Raw genomic sequence first — 23,288 nt, 5'->3', positions numbered from 1 at the left:
AACCAGAGGAGAACGATTATGACCAAATGGAAAGAAGGACTTTCAGGACTAGCCTTGGCCGCCGCCATGCTGGGCGCAATCACCACCAGCGCACTCGCCGATGCCGGCGAACTGCATATCTACAACTGGACCGATTACACCTCGGACGAAATGATCAAGAAGTTCGAGGCCGAGACCGGCATCAAGGTCACCATCGACACCTATGATTCCAACGAGACTGCACTCGCCAAGCTGAGCTCGGGTGCTGCCGGCTATGACGTGATGATCATCAGCAACGATTTCGTGCCGATCTTCGTCAAGCAGAAGCTGTTCCAGGAGGTCGACGCGGGCGCGATGCCGAATTTCAAAAACGTCGATGCGAAGTGGCAGCATCGTCCCTGGGATCCGGATGCGAAATACACCGTGCCATGGGTGTGGGGCACCACTTCCTATTCCGTCGATACCGCCGTCTACAAGGGTCCGACAGACAGTTTGAAGCCGCTGTTCGATCCGCCCGCGGAGCTGAAAGGCAAGGTCGGCATGTTCGGCTCGCCGACCGAGGTGATGTCACTGGCGCTGGTCTATCTCGGCAAGGATCAGTGCAACAGCAATCCGGCCGACCTCAAGGAACTCAACGCCTTGCTCGAGGCGCAGAAGCCCTTCGTCAAAGTCTACAATTCCGACGGCATCGTCGAGCGCCAGGTCGCCGGCGAGACGGTCATGCACGAGCAGTGGTCCGGCAAGGCGCTGGCGACACGCCAGCAGAAATCGACGGTCAAATATGTCTATCCCAAGGAAGGCGTTGTCGGCTGGATGGACAATGTCGCTGTGCCGACCAGCGCGCCCAATGTCGAGAACGCCAAGAAATTTCTCAACTTCCTGATGGATCCCGAAAACATCGCGCTGCAGCAGAAATACACCGGCTACCAAAGCGCCATCGCCGGGTCCAACAAGTTCCTGGCGGCGGACATTGGCGGCTCGCCGGAGTTCAATCCGCCGGCGGATCTGAAGATCTCGTTCGCGCCGTCATGTGACGAGAAGGCGATCCGCGCTTATGACCGGATCTGGACCAATCTGCGCCAGTAGGCCGACAGCAAAACGCCGCCTTGCGAAGGGCGGCGTTTGTTCCCTGTCCGAGGAGAGCGAATGAAACGCTACGCCCGCAGCGTCGTCTTTGGCGCCGGGAGGTCGGAGGCCTCCGCCGCCAACAGGATGTCGGTGGTGACGGCTAGATGCGCCGCCAGCAATTCGGCGGCCTTCTCGGCATTGCGGTCGAGCACGGCAGCGGCGAGGTCCTGATGTTCCTTGGTGATGTTGCGGGCCTTTGGCGCCAGCGAAACCGAACGGCGGCGATAGCGCTCGCTCTGGTCGTAAAGCTGGTCGCGCAGGCGCAGCAGCCAGTGGCTGTCGCAGCCAGCGACGAGCGCCTTGTGGAAGGCCGCATGCGCGGTCGCCCATTCGTCACTCGAATGCACCGGATCGTCCGGCGTATGCTCGGGCGTGCGCGACAGCCGGTGAAGTGCTGCGACCAGCTGCGACTCCCAGGCGACGTCGCCGACTTCGATGGCGCGGCGGATGCACAGCGTCTCGATCTGGATGCGCGTCTTGGTGAGGTCGAGCAGATCCTCGGCCGAGATGGGAGCAGCGCGAAAACCGCGCTGCGGTTCGGCCACGACAAGGCCTTCCGATGTCAGTCGCGACAGCGCCTCGCGGATGGCGCCGAGACTGACGGACAGCCTGTCGCAGAGTTCCTGGACCTTGAGCCGGCTGCCCGGCGCGATCCGGCACGACAAGAGGTCGGCACGCAGATCCTCATACGCGCCCTGGGTGAGATTGATCGAGCCTTCCCTAGCCATTCGCTTGCCCGCGGCCGAATCCGTTCATTGAGGAGCCTTGATACATTATCTCAGCCAGAAATCAGAATGCAAAATAATATATTCTCTGTTGACAGATATATAATTTCTCAACAAAGTCCAGCCTTCACCAACGAGGATGTGGCCAGTGCGATTTGCAGCTTATAAATCGCCGCGGGGACCTGGGCTGGCGATTGCCTTGCCGGCAGGCGAGTTCCGCGGCATCGACGCAAGCGATGCGATGTTTCCGGGATGGCTCGACGAACTGATCGCCGAGGGCGGTCAGGCGCTGCAGCTGGCAGCCGAGCGGCTGGCCTGCGGGCGGCGCATCGATGCGAATGCGGTCGAATGGCTGCCGCCGATCTCGACGCCCGGCAAGATCATTTGCGTGGGCCTCAACTATGTCGACCATTCGATCGAAAGCGGTTTTACGCCGCCGGCCTATCCGACCTTGTTTGCCCGCTTCTCGACCAGCCTGATCGGCCATGGTGCGGCCATCCGCCGTCCCGAAGCCTCGATCCAGCTCGACTATGAGGGCGAGATGGTGGCGATCATCGGCAAGGCCGGCCGCCACATTGCGCTTGATAGAGCGCTCAGCCATGTCGCCGGCTATTCCATCTTCAACGATGCTTCGATCCGCGACTTCCAGACCAAGTCGCCGCAATGGACCGTCGGCAAGAATTTCGACGGCACCGGCTCGTTCGGACCAATCTTCGTCACGGCGGACGAGTTGCCGCCGGGCGGCAAGGGCCTGCGCATCCAGACAAGGCTCAACGGCGAGATCGTCCAGAACGCCTCGACCAACGACATGATCTTCGATGTCGCCTCACTGATCTCGATCATCAGCGAAGCGATCACGCTCGAACCCGGCGACATTCTCGTCACCGGCACGCCGGCCGGTGTCGGCATGGCGCGCAAGCCGCAGTTGTTCATGAAGCATGGCGATGTCTGCGAGATCGAACTCGAAGGCGTCGGCATCCTGTCTAATGTCGTGGCCGACGACGTCGCCGCCCGGCAAGCCGTCAATCAGTAACCCGCCAAACGCGAAAGGACGATGTCATGACAAGAGTGATGTTTCGAAATGCCATGATCTGGGACGGCACCGGCGCCGATGCCTTTCCGGCCGATCTGCTGGTCGACAATGGCCGCATTGTCACCATTGCGCGCACGCCCGGGCAATTGTCGGGCGAGGGCGCGACAACCGTCGAATGCCGTGGCATGACGCTGATGCCGGGCCTTGTTGAAGGCCATGCTCACATTTCCTTCGGCGGCGCGATCAAGGATTCCGATCTCGGCCTGATCCCGCCCGAGGAGCATCTGCTGCTCACCATGCGCAACGCCAAGACCTTGCTCGACCATGGCTTCACCAGCGCCTACAGCGCCGCGACCTCGAAGCTGAGGCTCGACATCGTCATCCGCAACGAGATCAATGCCGGCCGCCTGCCGGGACCGCGCATGCGTGCCGGCAGCCCGGAGATCACGGTCACCGGCGGCCTCGGCGACGAGCGCCAGCAGCACATGTATCACGAGAGCTTCGGCATGATCGCCGACGGCGTCGAGGAGATCACCAAGGCGGTGCGGCTGTGCTGCCGCGAAGGCGCCGACAACATCAAGATCAACATTTCCGGCGACGATCTCAGCCCCGCGGCGCATGGCGGCCTGACCGTCATGAGCGAGGCCGAGGTGATGACGGCGGTGTCGGTGGCGCGCGACTTCGGCAAGAAGATCAACTGCCATGCCCGCGCCGCCGGTTCGGTGAAGCGCGCGGTGAAGTGCGGCGTCGACGTCATCTACCACTGTGAATCCGCCGACGAGGAAGCGCTCGACGCGCTGGAATCGGCCAAGGATCGCATCTTCGTCGGCCCGGCCATCGGCATCATCTACGGCACGCTCTATGAGGGCGAGCCCTTCGGCTTCACCCATGAGATGGCGGTGAAGTTCGGCATGCAGCGCATCCTCGACGACAGCCGCAAGGTCTACACCGAGCTGCGCAAGCGCGGCGTGCGCGCGCTGATCGGCGGCGACTACGGTTTCGCGCAGACGCCGCAAGGCACCAATGCGCGCGACCTCAAGCACTTCGTCGATCTCTTGGGATATTCGCCCAGCGAAGCGCTGCAGTGCGGCACGCGGCTCGGCGGCCAGGTGATGGGCCTCGGCGACGAGCTCGGCATGGTCAAGGAAGGCTTCATCGCCGACCTGCTGCTGGTCAATGGCGACCCGCTGAAGGACCTCGACATGATGGTGCATGAGAAGAACCTCATCGTCATCATGAAGGATGGCGAGCTCTACAAGGACCAGTCGGCGTCGGTCGCTTCGCAGCGGCAAGCGGCTTAGGCTCAGGCATCATGCAGCCGGCCGTTCCGATCGATGTCGACGATACCACCGGCATCTGGCGAACCGACGGGCTGCCCATGGTCTATCTGCCCAGGCATTTCCTGGTGAACAACCATCTTGCGGTCGAGGCGGCCCTCGGCCGCGACGCCTACCGTGCCATCCTGCGCGCGTCGACGGCGAAGTCCGCCATCGAATGGTGCGTGGCGCAGGTGCGCGGCAAAGGCCTCGATCCCGAGGCGACCTTTCGCCACTATTTCCAGCGCCTGTCGCAACGCGGCTGGGGCCAGTTCTCCATCGACGTGCTGGATATCGCCGGCCGTCGCGGCAGCATCAGCCTGAAGAATTCCATCTTCGCCCTGGAAGCAGGCCAGCAGAGGGAACAGCGAGTCTGCTACATGTTCGAAGGCTTCGTCACCGGCGCCTTCTCATTCCTGCTCGGCTTTGCTGACCCAACACAGGTCGAATGCGAGGAGACCTACTGCGCCTGCGATGGCCGGCAGGACCATTGCCGTTTCGACTTCGCGGCGTAACACGCCGGTTGTCAGCCGATTGCACCGTGCATGGAGTTTTGTTGACACGATGAACACAGTGGCATTGCCACGAGCGGAACGACGGCCTTACAAACGCCTGACGACGAATTCTCAGGATGGGGCAGGGGCTACTATGAGTGGCTGGTTGCATACTCTTCCACTCGCGTGGATGGCTGTCGTCGTGTTCGGGGCCACCTATGTCGTCGCGTTCATTATGCACCAAGGCATCGCCGCTCTGTCAGTGGGCTCCACGGCGCGGTCATTCAAGGCGCTTTCGCCTGGCATGTTGCCGCCGCTCGGTATCATCTTTGGCCTATTTGTGGCGTTCACCGCGGCTCAGGTCTGGAGCGACAACGATCGCGCCAATGCGGCAGTCAATCGCGAGGCCAGTGCATTGCGGTCGGTCGTGGTTCTGGCGAGCAGCTTTCCCGGGGAGCCCGAGGCGCGCCTACGGACGCTGGTGCGCAGCTATATCGAGGAAACGACGAGCCAGGAGTGGCCGCTGATGGCCGAGAGTGCGGCGACCCTCACCATAATCCCGCCGGCGCTTAACGAGGCGCTGCGGACGACGCTGGCTTTGACGCCAGGCAATCCCGGCCAGGAGATCGCGCAGCGCGAGATTACGAGGTGGCTTGAAGACGCGTTCGAGGCACGTCGCCAACGGGTTCTCGTCAGCTCCGCACAAGTCAACCCAACGAAGTGGGCCTGCCTGATCCTGCAAGCCTTCTGTGCTCTTCTCGCGATCGCGATCGTTCATAGTGATAACCGAATGGCATCGGCGATCGCTCTTGGGAGTTTTGCGACCGGCGTGGCGGCATCCGTTCTCTTGATTCTCGCCCACGATCGGCCCTTCACGGGAGAGATCGCAGTATCGCCGCAGCCGTTGCTGCAAGTTATGCCGGAAGCCAAAGCGGGCGGCGGCGGATGATACAAGCAGGCGCGAAGCAGCCATGCCGCCGGCGCGTGTGAGACTCTGATTTGGTGGCAAGCAGAACAGCAGCCCTACGACTCGTCCCTCTCATCGCGCAAATTAGACACAACGCGGCGGTTCTGCGACCTGCAGGCGGCGTCGGGGCAATCTCGGACGAGCCTGTCCTTGCCGTAGCCCTTGGCCCACATGCGGTTGCGGTCTATGCCGCCGGCGGCGAGGTAGTCCATCACCGCATCGGCGCGCTGCTGCGACAGCGCCGTTTCGCTTGCGCCGGGATCGTCGGCGAAACCCTGCAGCTTGAGCAGCCAGCGCGGATGCTTTGCCAGCCAGGCGATCTGGGTGTCGAGGGTGGCCTTGGCGACAGAATCGAGCGCGGCCGAACCTTTCGTGAAATAGGTGCGGCGGCCGACATTGAGGATAAAATCCTCCTCGCTGCCCGGCTGCACGTTCTGGAAGCCGGCAATCTCGGCGTTGGTGACGTCGGGCGTGGGAGGGGCCAGCGTGTTGCTGGTCGAGCAGGATGCGGTCAGCACCAGCAGGCTGGCGGCGAGCAGCCGGCGCGTGTTTTCAATCATGCGGTTCATGATGCGCCAATCATTCGACAGTGGTGGAAGCGGGCGCCTGGTCGGCGATGTGCGGCAGGACCTCCACCGCGGTGCCGATCGGGCACCGCTGGTAGAGGTCGATGATGTCTTCCGGGAACATGCGGATGCAGCCACTGGAAGCGTCGGTGCCGATGCTCCATGGCTCCAGCGTGCCATGCAGGCGGTAGCCGATGTCGGCGCCGTCGCGGTACAGATAGAGCGCGCGCGGCCCGAGCGGATTGTTGGACGCGCCGCCTGCGATCATGGGCGGTAGCTCCGGCCTGCGCTTACGCATTTCGGGGGGCGGGACCCATTGCGGCCAGAGCGCGCGGCGGTCGATCGTCGCGCGGCCGTACCATTTGAAGCCCTCCTTGCCGACGCCGACGCCGTAGCGGATGGCGGTCTTGTTTTCCATGATGAGGTAGAGGAAATGGTGGCGGGTATCGACCACGACGGTGCCGACCGGCTCGCTGCTGAAATACTTGACGATCTGGCGATGCCATCTCTTGTCGATCTTGGCGAAGTTGGTCTTGCGATAGACAAAATCGTTGTCGATGGCGGTACCGGCGAAAAAGGATTTTGCCGCCGCCGCAGCTTGAACAATAGTGCCGGTTGCACTGGCCACGACCAGCGCCAGGCCGCCGAGCACGACATCCCTGCGTGATAAAACCATCGGCAATCCCCCATGCCTTAAGCCTGAAGGACCATAGTTGAGAATTATTTCGCCTCAAAGTGGAAAATGCTGCAGTTAGCCGCGAGCTGACGATCAGCTTCCAGGCTGAAGTCATCAGCAAGTGGACGCTCCGCTGGCGACCTCGTTGCGGACCTAAACAGCACAAACAATCTCTATTGTTGGGTGGGTCAATGCCTACAGGACGTAGGAGACATTGCCCGCCACGGATGGCGAACTCCGCAATCACCGAAACCGGAGTACCACCCCTACGCCCATAAACAAATCTCCTTCAACGACGGTCTGGCCGTGTGCGGCGCTACCGAGCTATATCTCCTCTCTTCCGACAATTGGGCCTCAGCCGCCGGAGTCTCGGCCCTTTGTCAGGGGCACAGCAGCTTAACTGGCATCCCATCCTTCAAGAGATAGGCTTCCCTGCATTGCTTACTATTTACCTGTACTTCGCGTGAGCCTACGTCAAACGTGTGAAAGAACTCTGCAAACGAGGTATGGCCATCACCGTTCCAATCCATATCTTGCCATGAAAATCCCTTCCCGAATGTCTGATCGGCAACGATCGCCAAAGGAATTGCAGCAATGATCGCGAGAATGAGGATTCCTCGTTTTTGCAGAGCCTTCCTCCCCTAGTTTCCCCCCTTGTCACAACGCCGTCTACGACGCGACACACTCCAGCCACTCAAGCTGCCACCCAGAACCGAGAGGAAGAGTGGCCCTAAGACCAATAGGGCAAACTGTTTGGATGGGGACGATGTCGTCGAAACTTGAGGGGCGTCCGGTAGGTAATGAACCGTCACCGGTCGCCCGACATCCAGACGACAACCTTGATCCACTCCTTCATAGCGAACCGATTCAACACGATATTCGAAGTAGCAAGCGCTATGATTCTCCGGTTCAACGTGCCTTATGACGCCTTGTACATCTTGGCTAAATCTCGCCAACATATACCAATCCAACCAGCCGTGAGGCCGCGCATTAATGACAACCGCAGCGAACAAGAAGACTAAACCGCCCGTAAAAAGGCCAATGTAAAGCGGCGCGATGCCCGTTAGTTTGTTGGAGTGCCGCATGGACAGTGTCAACCGCCGCTGGTCGTCGTAGTGTAGGTATTGAACTTACTTATACTTGCCCCGAAGCCACACCCCGACGGGAATCCCAATGCCGCGCCGCCTGCTGGGGCCAGAATATGTTAGAAAAGTGCACTGTCACCGTAATTCGTTGTGATGCAACTAAGCCATTACTTCTTCGATGACAATCTGAACAGGATCCCACCGCCGATTCCGAAGAGAATGGCTGCATACGAGATACCCTCCAGCTCCCATTGCTCATTTCTGGTTACGTAAACGACAGTTCCATGATTGTTTATCGGAATTGTACGGCCAAGTTCTGGCTGCGGCGTTGATTGACGTGTATTACTATAGTGTACGTACAACGCTACATATGAACTAGCCAGTCCAAGCGCTAGAACTATCAGCACAATGGAAGCGAATCTCCACAAATTCACCAGATATGTCCTAGATGGTTCACGGTCGTCGTCGTAATCGTAGTAGAACCTCCCGCACCCAAGCCGGGGCCAATGGTAACACCTGCGCCAGCAACAAACTGACCATGTGAGCCTTGCCCAAAGAAGCCGTCGCCCGACGCATGTGGCCCCCAACCGCCACCAAGATCGATGTTTGTAAATGGCCCTCCCAGGTCGTGTATAGAGCATGCGTTGGGAGAGTAAGCAAATGAGACACCGCCCGAAACATCTTCTCCCACACCGAGGCCAGCTAGGGGTGTAGCGTAGTAGGTTCCAATTGCACCAGTGCCATCAATCGCAAGGCCAGCCGTGAACTGCGCGGCTACAGGGCCGAATTGGAAATTCAACGAAAGACCCAGCTGTTCGGTCCAAAGCCCAAGAGGATCAATTAGGCCAACTGGATTGCCTAAGGCATAGGCATACAAATTAACACCGCCGTTGAGCCCGATCGGATCCGGCTCGATGTAGCGGCCGGTGGCCGGGTCGTAGTCGCGGAAGTAGTTGTAGTAGAGACCGCTGGTCGGGTCTTCCTGCTGGCCGGGGAAGCGTTGCGGATTGGCACTGGTGGCGCCGACCGGCTGAGAGACGGTGTTGCCGAAGATGCCGGCGACACGCTGCCAGGCGACGGCCGCGGGCGACCCGTACAGCATCTTCTGCGGCTGGGACACCGGGTCGTTCAAGATGTAGAAGACATCGCCGGCGAGGTTCTCGATGGCGAACGGCTTGCCCTCCAGATAGATGTAGTTCCTCATAAGCACGCCGAGCGGGGTGTATTCGGCGAGCAGCAGGCCATCCTGGCCGAAGATGAAGATGCCGCCTCCGCCGCTGACGGTCGAGGTCTGGCGCTGGCCGAAGGCGTTGTACTTCAGCGTGACACTCAGGACGCCCAAGTCGCGCCCTCGGCGAAAGCCATTGACGGCGGACAGGTGGAGGGCAAGCCGGCATCGGAGCTGCCCCGCGACTAAAATCTCAATACCCAGGCTTCCACTTTTCCCTTGCCTTTGACTTCGATAGCGCCGCGCGTCTCGAAGACGAATTGGTCCTTGAGCTGTTCGTAGACCGGGCGCGTCACCTGAACAGAGTCGGGAATTCCGCCAGACTCCATGCGGCTCGCCAGGTTCACTGTGTCACCCCATAAATCATAGATGTACTTACTCTTCCCAATGACGCCGGCGACCACTGGCCCGCTGTTGACGCCAACCCTGAGCTTCATCGAGACGTTGTGTTCCATCGCGTGCTCGCGGGTAATGTGGACCATGCGGATGGCCATGCGGACCATGCGCTCGGCGTGGTTGGCCACCGGCACGGGCAGGCCGCACACCGCCATATAGGCGTCGCCCACCGTCTTGATCTTCTCGATGCCGAGATCATTGGCGGCAACGTCGAAGCGCGTGAAGAGGCCATTGAGAAACATCACGACATCGTGCGGCGGCATTTCCGATGTCAATGCGGTGAACCCGACCAGGTCTGCGAAGGCGACCGTGACCTCGGCGAAGCCGTCGGCGATCCTCTCTTCGCCAGCGCGCAGCCGATTGGCGATCGGTGCCGGCAGGACGTTGAGCAGCAGCTGCTCGTTCTCGCGGTTCTTGTTCTCGATCACGACATTCTTCTGGTGCAAATCCTCAACCATGCCGTTGAAGGCCGAGCAGAGCTCGCCAATCTCGTCGCGCGTGCGGACCGGCACGGTGGTCGCATAGTCGCCAGCAGAGAAGCGTTTCACCCCGGCAGTGAGATCGCGGAGCGGTCCGAGCAGCGCGCGCGAAAGCCAGGCGGCGGTGGCGGCGACCACGAGCAGCGCCAGTCCTCCGACGAGCAACAGATCCCGGCGGAGTTGGGCGATCGGTGCGAAGGCTTCGGCGCTGTCGATCTTGGCGACGAGAGCCCACTTGACATCGGAAATCGCGAGCGGTCCCCATGAAGCGAGCGTCGGGACGCCACGGTATCCGATGATCTCGCCCGTGCCCTCGACACCGGCGAGCGCGGCACGGGAGGCCTTGGTGTCGACGCGCTGATGCAGCACTGGTGTCCCGTAACGCTGAATGACGGCGATCTCCTCGTCCGAAGCGCCGACGGATTTGAGCTCGGCGAAGAAGTTATCGCGGTTCTCGTAGAACGCCCGCGGGCCAGAGCGCACCAGATAATCGGGTCCGACGAGATAGGCCTCACCCGTGTCGCCGAACCCTTCCTGCCGCCAGCGGCGGTTACCGGTGACAACGTTGTCGATCTCATCATTCGACAATTGTGCGACCAGCACGCCGATGACGACGCCCTGGGCAATCACTGGTGCTGCCATGAAGGCGATCGGTGCGCCGCCTGATGGCGCATAAGAGGCGAAATCTTCCAGGCAGATGGCTGACGGGTCTGCGATCTGCGAGCAGCGGGCGACTGCGGCCGCGACGTTGGTGCCGCGGTAGGGACCCAACTGAAGAGACGTGGTGAAATCCACCTCCTTCTCGACCGTATAGATCAGGCGACCTGATTTGGGATCGGCAATCATGAGATCGAAAAAGCCGACCGTGGTAGCCGCAGCGCGCATCAATGGATGATATATGGCATGCAGCCTGGAGTATTCGCTTCCGTCGCCGGCGTCGTCGAGAAGCTTGCGCCGCTCCGCCGGATTGGGATTTTCCACAATGTAGTGATCCTGCAGATAGTAGGGGGCACCATCGACCGGCAGGTAGTCCGACAGGGCCGGTTCCCTGCCAAGGGTGCGCGTCATTCCGGGGATGAAGTTCTCAGCGTACCAATCGCCGACCTTTTGCCGCAGTTCAGGCGGAGCGCCTGCCCGGTCGAGTTGGTCGACCGCGGTCCGGAACTCGCGTGTCGCATCGACCACCATCTTGGAAGTGGCAAGCAGGCGCAGTTCCGCCTGGATCGTGCGGAAGTAGGTTTCGACCTGCCGCGTCTTGGTCTGACGAGCGGTCGTGAGTTGGTCGAAGACTGCTTTTTCGAGGGCGTCGCGGGCGCGGAAGTAACCGAGCGTCCCGGTCACCAGGACCGCGATCGCGCCAAGAAGGACGAGGGTTGTAAACAGCTTTGCGGCCAAGCCCCAGCCCGAGGGGCTGGATGATGAGCCGGTCACATCTGGCGAAGACATGAGATCTTACTTTGCTTTTGCATCAGGTCTTCGGAAACAGGAGCGTCGGCGTCGCGTCGAACGGCAAGCCAGGATCGTGTTTCATCTGTTTCCCCCTCTCCCTCGCATATGCATAGCAAATTTACTGCGAGACGTGTGCGGGAATGCGTTGTCGATTTGCCGGTGGGACCGCACGGCGGAAGCGTCGCGGTCTCACGGGCATCGTCGCTCGTTCTATCGCTGGGTTAGCAACTATACTCACCAACTGCATAGCGCCGCACCATGCGCCGCGTCACCCGGCGAGCAAAGGGTTACGGCCGTGGCCTCGCGCTTCGGCCGCGCCGTACTGACATTGTGCCTACCTAGACGGCGAGCAATGTTGGCAAAGGTCAAAGGCGTGGATGGCGCAAGCTACTTGCTTTGATGCTAACCTTTCGCATCATGTCTCGAACTAGCGGTTCCCACTAGATCCGCCTTCGGCAGTCCTGCGACGACATGCTCTCGATCTTGATGCGCGGCGCGGGTTCCGGGCCTCCCTTCGAAACGGGAGACCAGACGTTCCAACCCCTACTCCAGCAAACCGGCCCAGTCTTTCTTGCCCTCGCCGCACCCCGAAAAGTCCCGCCGTACGAGCCGCTGCCCATTTCGCCGTGGGTTGCGATGTCCGCGATGCAAAAGGGCATCCGCTGCGGCGATGCCAGTCCTTGCCTTACACCGCTGCTGCGACGCTTCTGAAATCCGATCCCACAAGCTGTGGCGTCGGCTCGCGGGGATTGCCTTTGAGGACGTGGGCCTTGCGTCGATCGAGACCGTTGCGCTCGTGGCGCGATAAGCGGGCAGAAAGGTCCGCGAGCAGTTTGGTTCGGAATGGAATATCGCCGGCAGGTCCCGGGTGGTCTTATTTGACGGTCGAAAACCCAAAACGATCGAAACGGAAGACTGCCGTATACTCGTTGAGTCGCTCCGCCGTCCCGGCAGGATTGCGGAAGATCGCGCCGCAGGTTGTCTGAACTTTCGGAATGGCGTCGCACAGGAAGTTCTCCTGCACCCAGCTGGTTTCTTTATTTAGCCATGCGCCTCCCCCGCGCAGTTCGCGACCAAGGATGAGAGACTTGATTTCCGAACCGGTAAGCCGGTCCTTCGTGTCCAAATGTGCCTCTTCAGGCAACTCCGGCAAACCGGCCTTGTTCAGGCCATCCAGAAGGCGTCTTATGTCGGCCGGGTTCTTGAACACAAAATACCTCTGCGTGACCAGCTGATTTGCCCCTCCATCCTTTCGTTCCAACATGACTTCCTTCAGCCTGTCGCCATAGGCTGCGACCTGGTCGCTGCGCCCGAGATGTGCGTAGGCCGAAACCAATACCTGCAGGCCATAGAATTTCGGCCATGGATCGGGCGATTGGAGATCAATCTTTTCAAGGTAGTCGACGGCCTCCGCGAAACGACCCTGGCCAAATTCAGCCAGCCCCGCCTGGTAGTGCCGATAGTCATTGCCGCCTGGGTCGACACGGTTGGCCACGTCGAGATAGTCGCGCGCCTCGTTCGGCCTGCCATTGAAAGTCAGGGCGTCTGCCAGTCCGACATAATTCAAGGGATCGCTCGGGTCGAGCGCCACTGCCTTGAACATAATCGCGACTGCCTCGTCGGACCGGTGCTCGCGAACCTGCAAACTGGCAACGAGCTGATAGTACGAGGGCGAAGGATGCTTGGCCGCCTCGTCCACGTACTTGTAGACGTTGTAAAGAGCCCAAATTTCCGAAATGCCTAAAGCTTTGACCCGCGGCCCGTCCACGTCCCGATAGGCCCATGCGAGAGAGGCTGCCGCCACGCCGAAATTCGGATCGAGTTCTAGCGCCTGCTGGAAAAACCTCACCGCCTGCGCAAACTCGTCTGGAGTATTGCGACGATTGTAGATTTCCATGCCCTGGAGGTAAGCTTCGTAGGCTGCAGGATTGCGCGTGCCGCCCGCGACATCTGCCTTGCCTTGGGCGCTGACGAGACGGAGCTTGAGCGCGCCTGCGATGCTGGCGACGACCTTGTCCTGCAGCGTAAACACATCCGTCCACTGGCCGTCGAAACGTTCTGCCCAGAGATGACCGGTGGTCGAGCCGTCGATCAATTGCGCGTTGATACGCATGTCGTCGCCGCCCCGACGTATCGAGCCCTCCAGTATGTACCGGACACCGAGCGCTGCGGCGACCTCAGCGGGTTTAGTCTCCTTGTCCTTGTAGGCGGAAGCCGCGTTTCGCGATACGACGAACAGGCCGGGCACGCGTGCAAGTTCTGTGGTCAGGTCCTCGGTGAAACCGTCAGCCAGATAACCTTGCGCCTTGTCGTCGCTGAGATTGTCAAATGGAAGCACAACGAGGGATGGCCGGGTGTCGGCTTTCGCATTGGCCGTCAGAGCGGTGGGTCGAAGCGGTGGCTCCCACGGTCGCCACCACGCTGCTGCAAGGCCGACTGCGACAACAAGGACCCCAATAGCGACGGCCAGATTGCGCCTGAAGCGTGGGTGTCGAATGACAGCCATGGGCTTTCCCGCCACCGCGGGGTCGAGCAGCACCCGGTACGTCTGCACCGGTTCGGCGATGTTCTTCAGCTTCTGTTGGCCCATCGGCTCAAAGCCGAAAGCCAACTTCTTCTCAACCTCTTTTGCGACCTTTGCCGAGACACAGATGCCGCCAGGTTCCGCTAGTTGTTGGAGCCTGGCAGCGACGTTGACGCCCTCGCCATATCGGTCCTCGCCCTCGACAATCACCTCGCCGAGATTGATCCCGATCCTGACGCGAATCCGATTATCCTCGGAAACGGCGTCGTTGCGTTCCGCCAGGGCGTGCTGCAACGACACGGCACATTCGACCGCGTCCACGACGCTGCCGAATTCGGCCAGCAGTCCATCGCCCATCAGCTTGAAGATGTGGCCGTGGTGGCGGGCAATCTCAGGCTCGAACAGTTCCTTGCGTCGCGCACGAAGGCGCTCGAACGTGCCGGCCTCGTCACGTTCCATCTGGGCGGAATAGCCCACAACATCGGCAGCGAGAATGGCGGAAAGCTTACGCTCCATCGATCTGGTCCCCCGTGGAGTTATAGACCTGGTCACACTGAAATGAAACGACCGACCTCTCCAGCGTCCGTCACCGGTGTCTCGGGATCATCCAGTGCCGGGAAGACCGGGTGAGCTGGAAATCGTGGGGGCGGAAGCTGAGATCGTTCGCAGGGTCTTTGCCGAGTACGGTCCGGGCAGCTCTCCTCGTCGGATCGCGCACGGGTTGAACCAAACTGGAGTTGTGCGGCCGCGTGGAAGGGCTTGGAATGCGTCAACACTCAATGGAAATATGCGGCGCGCATACGGCCTGCGGGAACCGCGTAAGGTCACCCTCTTCATCGAAACCTATGTCGCGGAGCGGAAGCGTCTGGTCGAAACTTCAGAACGCCGGCACTCGACCCTGGCTCGCAAAATCGCAGAAAAACGGCGTGAAATTGACCGCATTATAGATGGTTTTGCCAAGGGCTTGCTCACCCCGGACGATGTGGGCGACAAGGTGCATATATTAAGAGCGGAGCGGCAGCAGTTGGAGCGTGACCTCGCAAGCGTCCCCAGAAGGGTCGATGTCGTTGCACTCCATCGGCGCGCTCGATCAGTATGAGGCGAAACTAAGCCGGCCTGAGGAGGAACTTCAAGACGGCATCGACAACGGCGATAGCGTTGGCGCGAACGCGTTCCGCGAGTAGACAGCATCCCTGTGTTTCCCAGCCGCGATAGACAGGGCGGGGTAAACGTCACCATCTGGGAAAACTCAACGCCTTGGTCGGGCTTCCCGGCTTTGGGAGCTTGAGTGTTGTTAATGGTGGTAGCGGGAGAGGGACTTGAACCCCCGACCCCAGGATTATGATTCCCGTGCTCTAACCAACTGAGCTACCCCGCCAGGGCGGCGAAAGGCCCGAAATCCGCCTTAAATCGAAAGGCATTTCGGGGGCGTTCGCCAAGGTCGCGCGGATATAAGGTTGGGAGGGCGAGCCTGTCAAGCATCGATCCGTCAGGCGCGCCGGCATATTGCCGCTGGCGAAAAGCTTTGCCGGGCAGACATCTGAGGTGAGCACCCGGGGTTGAGTTCGACGGGGCACGTCGCTATGTCTCGGCCAAGAAATTAGAGTTTGAAGCTGATGAAGCCGCGCATTGCAGTCCTCGGTTGCGGATACTGGGGCAGCAACCACATCCGCACCCTCAAGGCGCTCGGCGCGCTGCATGCGGTTTCCGACGCCAATCGGGCGCGGGCCGAAGGTTTTGCCAGTGAGCAGGACTGCCTGGCGATCGAGCCCGACCAGCTGTTCGTGCGTGACGATATCGACGCCATCGTCATGGCGCTGCCGCCGCAATTCCATGCCGATCTTGCCGTGCGGGCCACTGAGACCGGCAAGGACGTGCTGGTGGAAAAGCCGATTGCGCTGACGGTGCCCGACGCCGAGCGTGCCGTGCAGGCGGCAAAGGACAATGGCCGCGTCTTCATGGTCGGCCATGTCCTGCGCTTCCATCCGGCCTTCGAGACGCTGAAGGCGCTGATCGACAATGGTGAGCTTGGCGAAGTCCGCTACATCCATTCGCACCGTCTCGGCCTCGGCAAATTCCACACCGAGAACGATGCGCTGTGGGATCTGGCCCCGCACGATCTGTCGATGATCCTCGCGATCACCGGAACCGAGCCGATCGAGGTGCGCGGCGAAGGGGCTGCACTGCTCGACAACCTCAGCGACTTCGCGCACCTGCACATGCGCTTTCCCAATGGGCTGCGCAGCCATCTCTTCACCTCACGGCTCAATCCCTATCGCGAGCGGCGGCTGACCGTGGTCGGCACCAAGGCGATGGCGGTGTTCGACGATGTCGAGCCATGGGAGCGCAAGCTTGCCGTCTACCGCCACGCGGTGTGGCAGGACAGCGGCCAATGGGCCTTCACCACCAACGAGCCGTCCTATGTCGCGGTCGGCCAGGGTATGCCGTTGACGCGCGAACTGGAGCATTTCATCCAGTGCATCGAGACGCGGGCCGAGCCGCGCACCAGCGGCGAGGAAGCAATCAGGGTGCTGCGCATCCTGACCGCGGGCACGGTCACCCACACCAAGTCCTGAGACCGTTTGGAAATTCTACTCCGGCGGTCATCTGATGGCGTTTTCTGCGCTTCCGGCCTTCGCCGGCCGAAGCACTCATAGTCGCTGTGTGGCAGTTAAGGCTTCGGCCGGCGCAGGCCGGTGCTCACGTACTTTAAGTACGCTCCGCTCCGGTTCTCGAAAACACCACCATATGACTCGCCAGAGCGAATTTCGAAACGGTCTCTGAGGAGGGTGGTAGCTGCCTGACTTATTCCGCGGGAACCTGCGCCGGCCTGGCGGCAAGCCGCGTCAGCATGGCTTCGGCCTCGGCGCCCCGCTCGGAGCGCTCAATGAAGCCGCCGCCGAAGACGCGGGCCTCGTTGCCGTCGTCGGAATAGAGCACGCAGGCCTGTCCGGGCGCGATGCCGGACTCGCCGTCGACCAGCTCGACAAAAGTGCTGCCGGCGCGGTGATGCAGCACGGCCGGCCGCGGCGGCCGCGTCGAGCGGACCTTGGCGAACAGCTCCATGCCGGCGGCCGGAATATCGGACAGCGCGCGATCGCCCAGCCAGTTCATGTTGCGCAGGTAGATCTTGTGCGTCTCCAGCGCCTCGCGCGGGCCGACGATGACGCGCGCCCGGTCGGCGTCGAGATGGACGACGTAGAGCGGCTCGCCGGAAGCAATGCCGATGCCGCGGCGCTGGCCGATCGTGTAGCGCAGAATGCCGTCATGGCGGCCGAGCACGCGGCCGTCGATATGGACGATGTCGCCTGGATTGGCGGCAGCCGGCTTCAGCTTGGCGATGATGTCGGAATACTTGCCCTGCGGCACGAAGCAGATGTCCTGGCTGTCCTGCTTGGCGGCGACGGTCAGCCCCATCTCTTCGGCGATAGCCCGCACCGCAGGCTTCGACAGGCCGCCGAGCGGAAAGCGCAGATAGTCGATTTGCGCCTGCGTGGTGGCAAACAGGAAATAGCTCTGGTCGCGGTCGGCATCGACCGGCCGGAACAGCGCGCGGTGGGCGCCATTGGCGCCGGAGCGGATGTAGTGGCCGGTGGCGAGCGCATCGGCGCCAAGGTCCTTAGCGGTCGCCAGGAGGTCGGCGAACTTCACCGTCTGATTGCAGGACACGCAGGGGATCGGCGTCTCGCCGGCGACATAGCTGTCGGCAAACGGGTCGATGACCGCCTTGCGGAAGCGCTCTTCATAGTCGAGCACATAATGCGGGATGCCCAATGTCTCGGAAACGCGGCGAGCGTCGTCAATGTCCTGGCCGGCGCAGCACGAGCCCGCGCGATGCGTTGCCGCTCCATGGTCGTAGAGCTGCAGCGTGACGCCGACGACATCATAGCCTTCTCGCTTCAAAAGGCCGGCGACGACGGACGAATCGACACCGCCCGACATGGCGACGACGACGCGGGTGTTTTGCGGGCTGGCGGGAAGGTCGAGGCTGTTCATGGTTCTTTCGTTCTGCGCGGCGCTTCAATGGCAGTGGCGCGAATATAGGTCAACCACATCGGCGGCGCCAGCTTTGCGGCTGCGCCGATTTGGCGGGAAAATTGCGCGCCTGCCGGGCGTTCACTCAAATGCCGACGAAAAGACTAACGCGGCGTTCATGATCCTTACCTAGTCATTAGGGTTCGCTTAGGCAATTTTTAAAGCTGTGGCGGTAATGTGGTGGGGATTGGGTCTTTGAGTTTTTTGTAGAGAGTACGATGACCGATCTTGTTAGACCGCGAGTCAAATATGTTATCGGGCCTGACGGCAGCCCTCTTACGATTGCCGATCTGCCGCCGACGAATACACGTCGCTGGGTTATCCGGCGTAAGGCGGAAGTGGTTGCTGCGGTGCGCGGCGGGCTTTTGAGCCTCGACGAGGCATGCCAGCGCTACAAGCTGACCACCGAGGAATTCCTGTCCTGGCAAGCGTCGATCGACGAATACGGCCTTGCCGGGCTGCGCACGACGCGCATCCAGCAATACCGGCACTAGAGCCAGGATATCAACAGAAAAGGGCGCGGTAACCGCGCCCTTTTGCCTGTCGTAATCTTCAGACCGTCAGCACCACCTTGCCGATCGGCCTAGTGGCGAGAAAGGCGTGCGCTGCGCTCGCCTGTTCGAGCGGAAAGCTCTTTGCCACGTGGACGGCAAGCTTTCCTGCGTCGACCAGTTTGCCAAGCTCAACGAGGCCTTCGCGGTCAGGCACGACGGACATGCGCTCGACGCGGATGTTTCGCGCCGCGGCCTTGGCCCGGGTGGTGTCGTGGACATTGAGCAGCGACACCAGGACGCCACCGTCCTTCAGGACTGTCAGCGATTGGTCGGCATGGTCGCCGCCCATCGGGTCCAGCACCAAATCGAGGTCGCGGACCTCGGCGGTGAAGTCGCCCCTGGTGTAGTCGACGACCTCGTCGGCGCCAAGCGAGCGGACGAAGTCAAGCTTGTTCGGGCTGGCGGTGGCGATGACATAGGCGCCGCGCGCCTTGGCGATCTGCACCGCAAGATGCCCAACGCCGCCGGCCGCGGCATGGATCAACACGCGCTGGCCCGGCTTGAGGCCACCATGGCGGACAAGGCCCTGCCAGGCGGTGAGGCCGGCCAGTGGCAGCGCGCTGGCGTGATTGTGATCGATGCCTTGCGGCTTCGGCGCTATTTCATCGGCCGGGGTGACAGCGAGTTCCGCATAGGCCGCGGCCTGTTTAGGAAAACGCGGCATGCCGAACACGGCGTCACCGACCTTGAGGCCGCCGTTAACGCCTGGGCCTACCGCCTCGACGGTGCCTGAAATATCCCAGCCGAGGGTGAAGGGCGGTTCGCCCAGCAATGGATAATAGCCGGCGCGCACCGAGCCATCGACCGGATTGATGCCGGCTGCGTGCACGCGGACGAGCACTTCGCCTGATTTGGGCGAGGGGGCGGGACGGTCGGCGATGACGAGGACGTCGGGTCCGCCGACGGAATTCTGGATAACGGCACGCATGGGAGTCTCTCCTGCTCTGTTGATGCCACTATCATTTGGATAGTAATATTCCCTTGTCTAGTATGTACCTTTTCTATATATAGGCACCTCATGGATAGTGATAGTGATTGCGGCTTCGGCTATGACGCCTTCCAGCGAACGTGTCCTTCGCACGCTGTGCTCGAAATGCTGGCCAGCAAATGGGTCTATCTGGTGGTTTGCGCGCTGCGCCGCGGCCGGATGCGCAATGGCGAACTGGCGCGCAAGCTGGAAGGCATTACGCCCAAAATGCTGACGCAGACGCTGCGCATCCTCGAGCGCGACGGGCTGGTGCGGCGCGAAATCTTTCCGGTGATCCCGCCGCGGGTCGAATATGAATTGACCGAACTTGGCCAGAACCTGGCCGGGCTGCTCACTCAGATACGGTCATGGTCTGAAGAGCATGTGCCCGACATCAAGGAGGCGCGGGCAAGGGCAGCGGCGAACCAGGAAGCGGAATTGCTGGCACGGGCCTGAAGCTGCAGCCGCCTCGCGGCCAGATCAGCGGCGCCGGAACCTTTGGTCCGGCTACACTCAAGCAAAGCGCGGCGTCAGGCGCCGCCGGTTGGATCAGATCCGGTATTCAGCCGATCATCGCGCTGCGGCCGCCGAGTTCCGCATCGCGGATCTTGGTGTCGCGCGATTCCAGCATCTCGGCCTTGGAAAGCTCCGCTTCAGCTTCGCCGAGTAATGATTCGGCAGCGCTTCGCTGCTGGGCGAGGTCGCTTTGCGAGTTTCTGAGGTTGTCGCGGCGCAGACGCGCCGCCTTGGCGAAGGTCGGATAGGCAAAATGGTTGATGTCGGTGATGCCGGCCTTCTTCTCCTCGGCGGAGATCTGAAGCTCCAGTTCAACGGCCATGCGCTCGAACTCGGCGATCATCATGTCGAGCTGCAGCAGCTGCCGCCGCTTCTCATTCACCTGAAACTGTTTCAGCCGAACGAGGTTTTCACGTGACTTCATGATTCGGTACTCCCGGAAACGCACACCTGCACATATCGTCCAATCCGTCCGCCAGGGCCTGGCGCCACCCGTATCCACCGGCATTCCCCGAACTATGGGAAACAAATTCCTAAAGTTTTTCGCCGTTGGTAACCATTCGTTTACGGGCATTGTTAATCATAAGGGCGAGGACTTAAGGCCGGGTAAAAATTCCGGCTCTCGATACGGAAGCCGGCCAGCGAGTCCCTTGAGTCACTTAGTCCAACTTATTAATGTGTTGCATTAGCGATTTGGGTCTGTGATTCACCATTAGATTCAAGAGGGTGTAGAAAGGGGTTAAAAAATCTGGTACCGTCCTGGGTGCGGAATTAGGTTTTGTTAACCATTCGATGGCAGCCTCTGTTCAGGCAATCACTGCTCCGGTCCCGGATGGGTCGTGACATGGTCCGGCGGCAGAAAAGGGGAATGAAATGCGCGTTCTGCTGATAGAAGACGACAGTGCAACCGCTCAGAGCATCGAGCTGATGCTCAAATCCGAAAGTTTTAATGTTTATACGACCGACCTCGGCGAAGAAGGCGTCGATCTCGGTAAACTTTACGATTACGATATCATTCTTCTCGATCTCAACCTTCCCGACATGTCCGGCTACGAAGTTTTGCGGACACTTCGCCTCTCCAAGGTGAAGACGCCAATCTTGATCCTGTCCGGCATGGCCGGCATCGAGGACAAGGTGCGCGGCCTCGGCTTCGGCGCCGACGACTATATGACCAAGCCGTTCCACAAGGACGAGCTGGTCGCCCGCATCCACGCCATCGTGCGCCGCTCCAAGGGCCATGCCCAGTCGGTCATCACCACCGGCGACCTGGTGGTCAATCTCGATGCCAAGACCGTCGAAGTCGGTGGCCAGCGCGTGCATCTGACCGGCAAGGAATACCAGATGCTGGAGCTGCTCTCACTGCGCAAGGGCACGACGCTGACCAAGGAAATGTTCCTCAACCACCTCTATGGCGGCATGGACGAACCGGAATTGAAGATCATCGACGTCTTCATCTGCAAGCTGCGCAAGAAGCTCGACGCTGCGTCCGGTGGCCAGAACTACATCGAGACGGTCTGGGGTCGCGGCTATGTGCTGCGCGAGCCGGAAGACATCCGCGTCAGCGCCTGAGCGAACATCATCTGATTGAATTCAATGCAAAAACCCGGCTCAGGCCGGGTTTTTTGCTGTCCTTTTTGGCCGAGCCGACCCGAATCAGGCGGCGATCTTCAGAGTGCGAAAGCGCTCGAGCAGTTGCGGCCGGTTGAACGGCTTCAAGAGATAGCCCTGGGCGCCGGCGCGCTTTGCCTTCATGATCGAAGCGACATCGACCTCGACCAGCGAAATCAGGATCTGCGGCTTGATCGCGCTTTCCATGGCGCGGACCTGGCGGATGAGATCGACCGCCTGCATGTCGGGCAGGGCGCCGTCGACGACAATCACATCGGGCATCTCGGCAGCGCACATCTCGACCGCGTCCAGTCCGGTGGCCGCTTCGATCACCACCATGTCGGAGCCGCCAAGAATCCGTTTTGCGACCTTCCTGATCACACTTGAATCGTCGACAAACATGCAGCGCTTCATTTCCGGGTCCTCTTTGCCTTGGGGCGAGCCGGCGGCATCCGGGTATCGGGATACACCTTAGGCCGATCCGGTAAAGAAGCCGAAAAGCCGTTAGGTAAAGTTTTTGCAAAAATGTCGTTTGCGCGCGGTCCCGGCGGACGCGCCACCGACGATGAAACTTGGCTGTTCTGAATTTCGGCCAAGGCCGCAAATATCAGCGGCAAAAGATACTTGATTTGTTCTTGGGCGTTGGCCGAGCCGGCAAACAGCTTCGGATCGTCAGACCGCGGACAGCACGATCTCTTCGGCGGTCGCGTGGATCGAGATCGTCATATTGGCCTCACGCGCCAAGAGCAGCGTGTAATAGGGCTGGACCGAATGGGCGTCGATCGGCTCCTCGGGCTTGTTGCCGGAATGGAGTTCGAGGAATTTCGGCGGCACGCGCAGCATCGGGCCGCTGGCGGCAAGCGCAAAGCGCGGCTCGGTGTCGAGGCTTTCCAGTGTAACCACCAGCTTGCCGCCGCGCGGGATAGCGGCGTTGGCGACGAGCAGCAAATTGAGCAGCAGCTTGACCTTGTTTTTCGGCAGGAGGGCACGAACCCCGTTCCAGACCAGTTCCGGCTTCTCGTTCTTCAGGAAAGCGATGGCGACGGACTCGGCGTCGCCGGTGTCGATCATCATGCCGGCCGAACCGGCGGCGCCGAAGGCGATGCGGGCGAATTGCAGGCGGGCCGAAGCGTTTCTGGCGCTCTGGCGAATCAGCTTCATGGCGTCTTCGTCGGCGCCGCCCTCGTCGAGCAGTTCAAGGCCGTTGTTGATGGCCCCAACCGGCGAAATGATGTCGTGACAGACGCGGCTGCACAACAAGGCTGCGAGGTCAGGTGCGGAGAGAGAGAAAAGCTCGGCCATCGGCGAAAATCCCTGCTAAAAATTCACATCCGGGCGGCCACGCGACCGGCCGCCGCGCCTCACCCACCCGAATCACGCTCTTTCCCCAGCGCTTCTGAATACACAGCGCCCGAGCGTGCAGCAACAAATCCACAATTCTCGTTAGCAAAAATGGCGTGTTTGCACAGGATGGGAGCCCGCGCAGACGGTCAGACAGCCTTCGAACCGCCATGTTCATGTGGAAGGTTAATGGTTGAAAAAGGATTACGGCATAGTTTGCCC

General features: G+C 60.8%; 22 protein-coding genes and 1 tRNA gene. 11 read left to right on the top strand and 12 right to left on the bottom strand.

Annotated elements, in window-relative coordinates; translation table 11 throughout:
• Nucleotides 1–18 precede the first annotated feature (18 nt).
• The gene (locus AC1DYO_RS04755; protein WP_477260799.1) at nucleotides 19–1,065 is read left to right on the top strand and encodes an extracellular solute-binding protein; all 1,047 of its coding nucleotides are present in this window, start codon (nucleotides 19–21) and stop codon (nucleotides 1,063–1,065) included.
• Nucleotides 1,066–1,133: 68 nt separating this feature from the next.
• On the opposite strand, the gene AC1DYO_RS04750 is transcribed toward AC1DYO_RS04755, so the two are convergent.
• Nucleotides 1,134–1,835: a GntR family transcriptional regulator gene (locus AC1DYO_RS04750; RefSeq protein ID WP_477260797.1), complete on the bottom strand. Its 702-nt coding sequence runs from the start codon at nucleotides 1,833–1,835 to the stop codon at nucleotides 1,134–1,136.
• Between the two features lie 145 nt (nucleotides 1,836–1,980).
• On the opposite strand from AC1DYO_RS04750, the gene AC1DYO_RS04745 reads away from it, so the two are divergent.
• From AC1DYO_RS04745 to AC1DYO_RS04730, 4 genes are all read left to right on the top strand, one after another.
• Nucleotides 1,981–2,865: a fumarylacetoacetate hydrolase family protein gene (locus tag AC1DYO_RS04745; protein WP_477260795.1), complete on the top strand. Its 885-nt coding sequence runs from the start codon at nucleotides 1,981–1,983 to the stop codon at nucleotides 2,863–2,865.
• A 26-nt stretch (nucleotides 2,866–2,891) separates the two neighbouring features.
• A complete protein-coding gene (locus AC1DYO_RS04740; protein WP_477260793.1) occupies nucleotides 2,892–4,166 on the top strand; it encodes a metal-dependent hydrolase family protein in 1,275 nt (424 codons plus the stop codon).
• A gap of 11 nt (nucleotides 4,167–4,177) precedes the next feature.
• Complete coding sequence (locus AC1DYO_RS04735; protein ID WP_477260791.1) at nucleotides 4,178–4,696, top strand: DUF5943 domain-containing protein; 519 nt, start codon at nucleotides 4,178–4,180, stop codon at nucleotides 4,694–4,696.
• Between the two features lie 133 nt (nucleotides 4,697–4,829).
• Nucleotides 4,830–5,624 (top strand): bestrophin-like domain, encoded by a 795-nt coding sequence (locus AC1DYO_RS04730; RefSeq protein WP_477260789.1) that lies wholly within the window; start codon nucleotides 4,830–4,832, stop codon nucleotides 5,622–5,624.
• 74 nt (nucleotides 5,625–5,698) lie between these two features.
• Here AC1DYO_RS04730 and AC1DYO_RS04725 read toward each other — a convergent pair whose 3' ends face one another.
• From AC1DYO_RS04725 to AC1DYO_RS04705, 5 genes are all read right to left on the bottom strand, one after another.
• The gene (locus AC1DYO_RS04725; RefSeq protein WP_477260788.1) at nucleotides 5,699–6,211 is read right to left on the bottom strand and encodes an OmpA family protein; all 513 of its coding nucleotides are present in this window, start codon (nucleotides 6,209–6,211) and stop codon (nucleotides 5,699–5,701) included.
• A 10-nt stretch (nucleotides 6,212–6,221) separates the two neighbouring features.
• On the bottom strand, nucleotides 6,222–6,884 hold the full coding sequence (locus AC1DYO_RS04720; protein WP_477260786.1) for a L,D-transpeptidase: 663 nt from the start codon (nucleotides 6,882–6,884) through the stop codon (nucleotides 6,222–6,224).
• 1,515 nt (nucleotides 6,885–8,399) lie between these two features.
• Nucleotides 8,400–9,311, bottom strand: coding sequence for an RHS repeat-associated core domain-containing protein (locus tag AC1DYO_RS04715; RefSeq protein WP_477260784.1), 912 nt, complete (start codon nucleotides 9,309–9,311; stop codon nucleotides 8,400–8,402).
• A 71-nt stretch (nucleotides 9,312–9,382) separates the two neighbouring features.
• Nucleotides 9,383–11,467 carry an adenylate/guanylate cyclase domain-containing protein gene (locus tag AC1DYO_RS04710; protein WP_477260782.1) on the bottom strand — a complete coding sequence of 695 codons (2,085 nt, stop codon included), beginning with the start codon at nucleotides 11,465–11,467 and terminating at the stop codon, nucleotides 9,383–9,385.
• A 928-nt stretch (nucleotides 11,468–12,395) separates the two neighbouring features.
• Nucleotides 12,396–14,561 (bottom strand): adenylate/guanylate cyclase domain-containing protein, encoded by a 2,166-nt coding sequence (locus AC1DYO_RS04705; RefSeq protein WP_477260780.1) that lies wholly within the window; start codon nucleotides 14,559–14,561, stop codon nucleotides 12,396–12,398.
• A 94-nt stretch (nucleotides 14,562–14,655) separates the two neighbouring features.
• Here AC1DYO_RS04705 and AC1DYO_RS04700 point away from each other — a divergent pair, with 94 nt between their 5' ends.
• Entirely contained in the window at nucleotides 14,656–15,144 is a 489-nt protein-coding gene (locus AC1DYO_RS04700; protein WP_477260778.1) for a recombinase family protein, read from the top strand.
• A 202-nt stretch (nucleotides 15,145–15,346) separates the two neighbouring features.
• Here the strand turns inward: AC1DYO_RS04700 and AC1DYO_RS04695 are convergent.
• Nucleotides 15,347–15,423, bottom strand: a tRNA-Met gene (locus AC1DYO_RS04695).
• A gap of 238 nt (nucleotides 15,424–15,661) precedes the next feature.
• Between AC1DYO_RS04695 and AC1DYO_RS04690 the strand changes: the two genes are divergently transcribed.
• Nucleotides 15,662–16,621: a Gfo/Idh/MocA family protein gene (locus tag AC1DYO_RS04690; protein WP_477261457.1), complete on the top strand. Its 960-nt coding sequence runs from the start codon at nucleotides 15,662–15,664 to the stop codon at nucleotides 16,619–16,621.
• A gap of 229 nt (nucleotides 16,622–16,850) precedes the next feature.
• Here AC1DYO_RS04690 and mnmA read toward each other — a convergent pair whose 3' ends face one another.
• The gene (mnmA, locus tag AC1DYO_RS04685) at nucleotides 16,851–18,041 is read right to left on the bottom strand and encodes a tRNA 2-thiouridine(34) synthase MnmA (protein ID WP_477260776.1); all 1,191 of its coding nucleotides are present in this window, start codon (nucleotides 18,039–18,041) and stop codon (nucleotides 16,851–16,853) included.
• On the opposite strand from mnmA, the gene AC1DYO_RS04680 reads away from it, so the two are divergent.
• Together AC1DYO_RS04680 and sciP are read left to right on the top strand one after the other, a co-directional pair.
• A complete protein-coding gene (locus tag AC1DYO_RS04680) occupies nucleotides 18,040–18,213 on the top strand; it encodes a hypothetical protein (protein ID WP_477260774.1) in 174 nt (57 codons plus the stop codon). The genes mnmA and AC1DYO_RS04680 overlap by 2 nt on opposite strands.
• A gap of 85 nt (nucleotides 18,214–18,298) precedes the next feature.
• On the top strand, nucleotides 18,299–18,574 hold the full coding sequence (gene sciP / locus AC1DYO_RS04675; RefSeq protein WP_013529904.1) for a CtrA inhibitor SciP: 276 nt from the start codon (nucleotides 18,299–18,301) through the stop codon (nucleotides 18,572–18,574).
• A gap of 58 nt (nucleotides 18,575–18,632) precedes the next feature.
• Here sciP and AC1DYO_RS04670 read toward each other — a convergent pair whose 3' ends face one another.
• Nucleotides 18,633–19,562 carry an NADP-dependent oxidoreductase gene (locus AC1DYO_RS04670; RefSeq protein ID WP_477260772.1) on the bottom strand — a complete coding sequence of 310 codons (930 nt, stop codon included), beginning with the start codon at nucleotides 19,560–19,562 and terminating at the stop codon, nucleotides 18,633–18,635.
• A gap of 90 nt (nucleotides 19,563–19,652) precedes the next feature.
• On the opposite strand from AC1DYO_RS04670, the gene AC1DYO_RS04665 reads away from it, so the two are divergent.
• Nucleotides 19,653–20,057: a winged helix-turn-helix transcriptional regulator gene (locus AC1DYO_RS04665; protein WP_477260770.1), complete on the top strand. Its 405-nt coding sequence runs from the start codon at nucleotides 19,653–19,655 to the stop codon at nucleotides 20,055–20,057.
• A 106-nt stretch (nucleotides 20,058–20,163) separates the two neighbouring features.
• Here the strand turns inward: AC1DYO_RS04665 and AC1DYO_RS04660 are convergent, their stop codons facing one another.
• Nucleotides 20,164–20,541 carry a flagellar export protein FliJ gene (locus AC1DYO_RS04660; protein ID WP_181061346.1) on the bottom strand — a complete coding sequence of 126 codons (378 nt, stop codon included), beginning with the start codon at nucleotides 20,539–20,541 and terminating at the stop codon, nucleotides 20,164–20,166.
• Nucleotides 20,542–20,990: 449 nt separating this feature from the next.
• On the opposite strand from AC1DYO_RS04660, the gene ctrA reads away from it, so the two are divergent.
• A complete protein-coding gene (gene ctrA / locus AC1DYO_RS04655) occupies nucleotides 20,991–21,686 on the top strand; it encodes a response regulator transcription factor CtrA (protein ID WP_006203583.1) in 696 nt (231 codons plus the stop codon).
• 84 nt (nucleotides 21,687–21,770) lie between these two features.
• On the opposite strand, the gene AC1DYO_RS04650 is transcribed toward ctrA, so the two are convergent.
• A complete protein-coding gene (locus AC1DYO_RS04650) occupies nucleotides 21,771–22,139 on the bottom strand; it encodes a response regulator transcription factor (protein WP_181061265.1) in 369 nt (122 codons plus the stop codon).
• A gap of 258 nt (nucleotides 22,140–22,397) precedes the next feature.
• Entirely contained in the window at nucleotides 22,398–23,027 is a 630-nt protein-coding gene (gene chpT / locus AC1DYO_RS04645) for a histidine phosphotransferase ChpT (protein ID WP_477260768.1), read from the bottom strand.
• Nucleotides 23,028–23,288: the final 261 nt, after the last annotated feature.

Source organism: Mesorhizobium sp. P2_F5, assembly GCF_056403715.1.
This window is presented reverse-complemented; position numbering and strand designations above follow the sequence as displayed.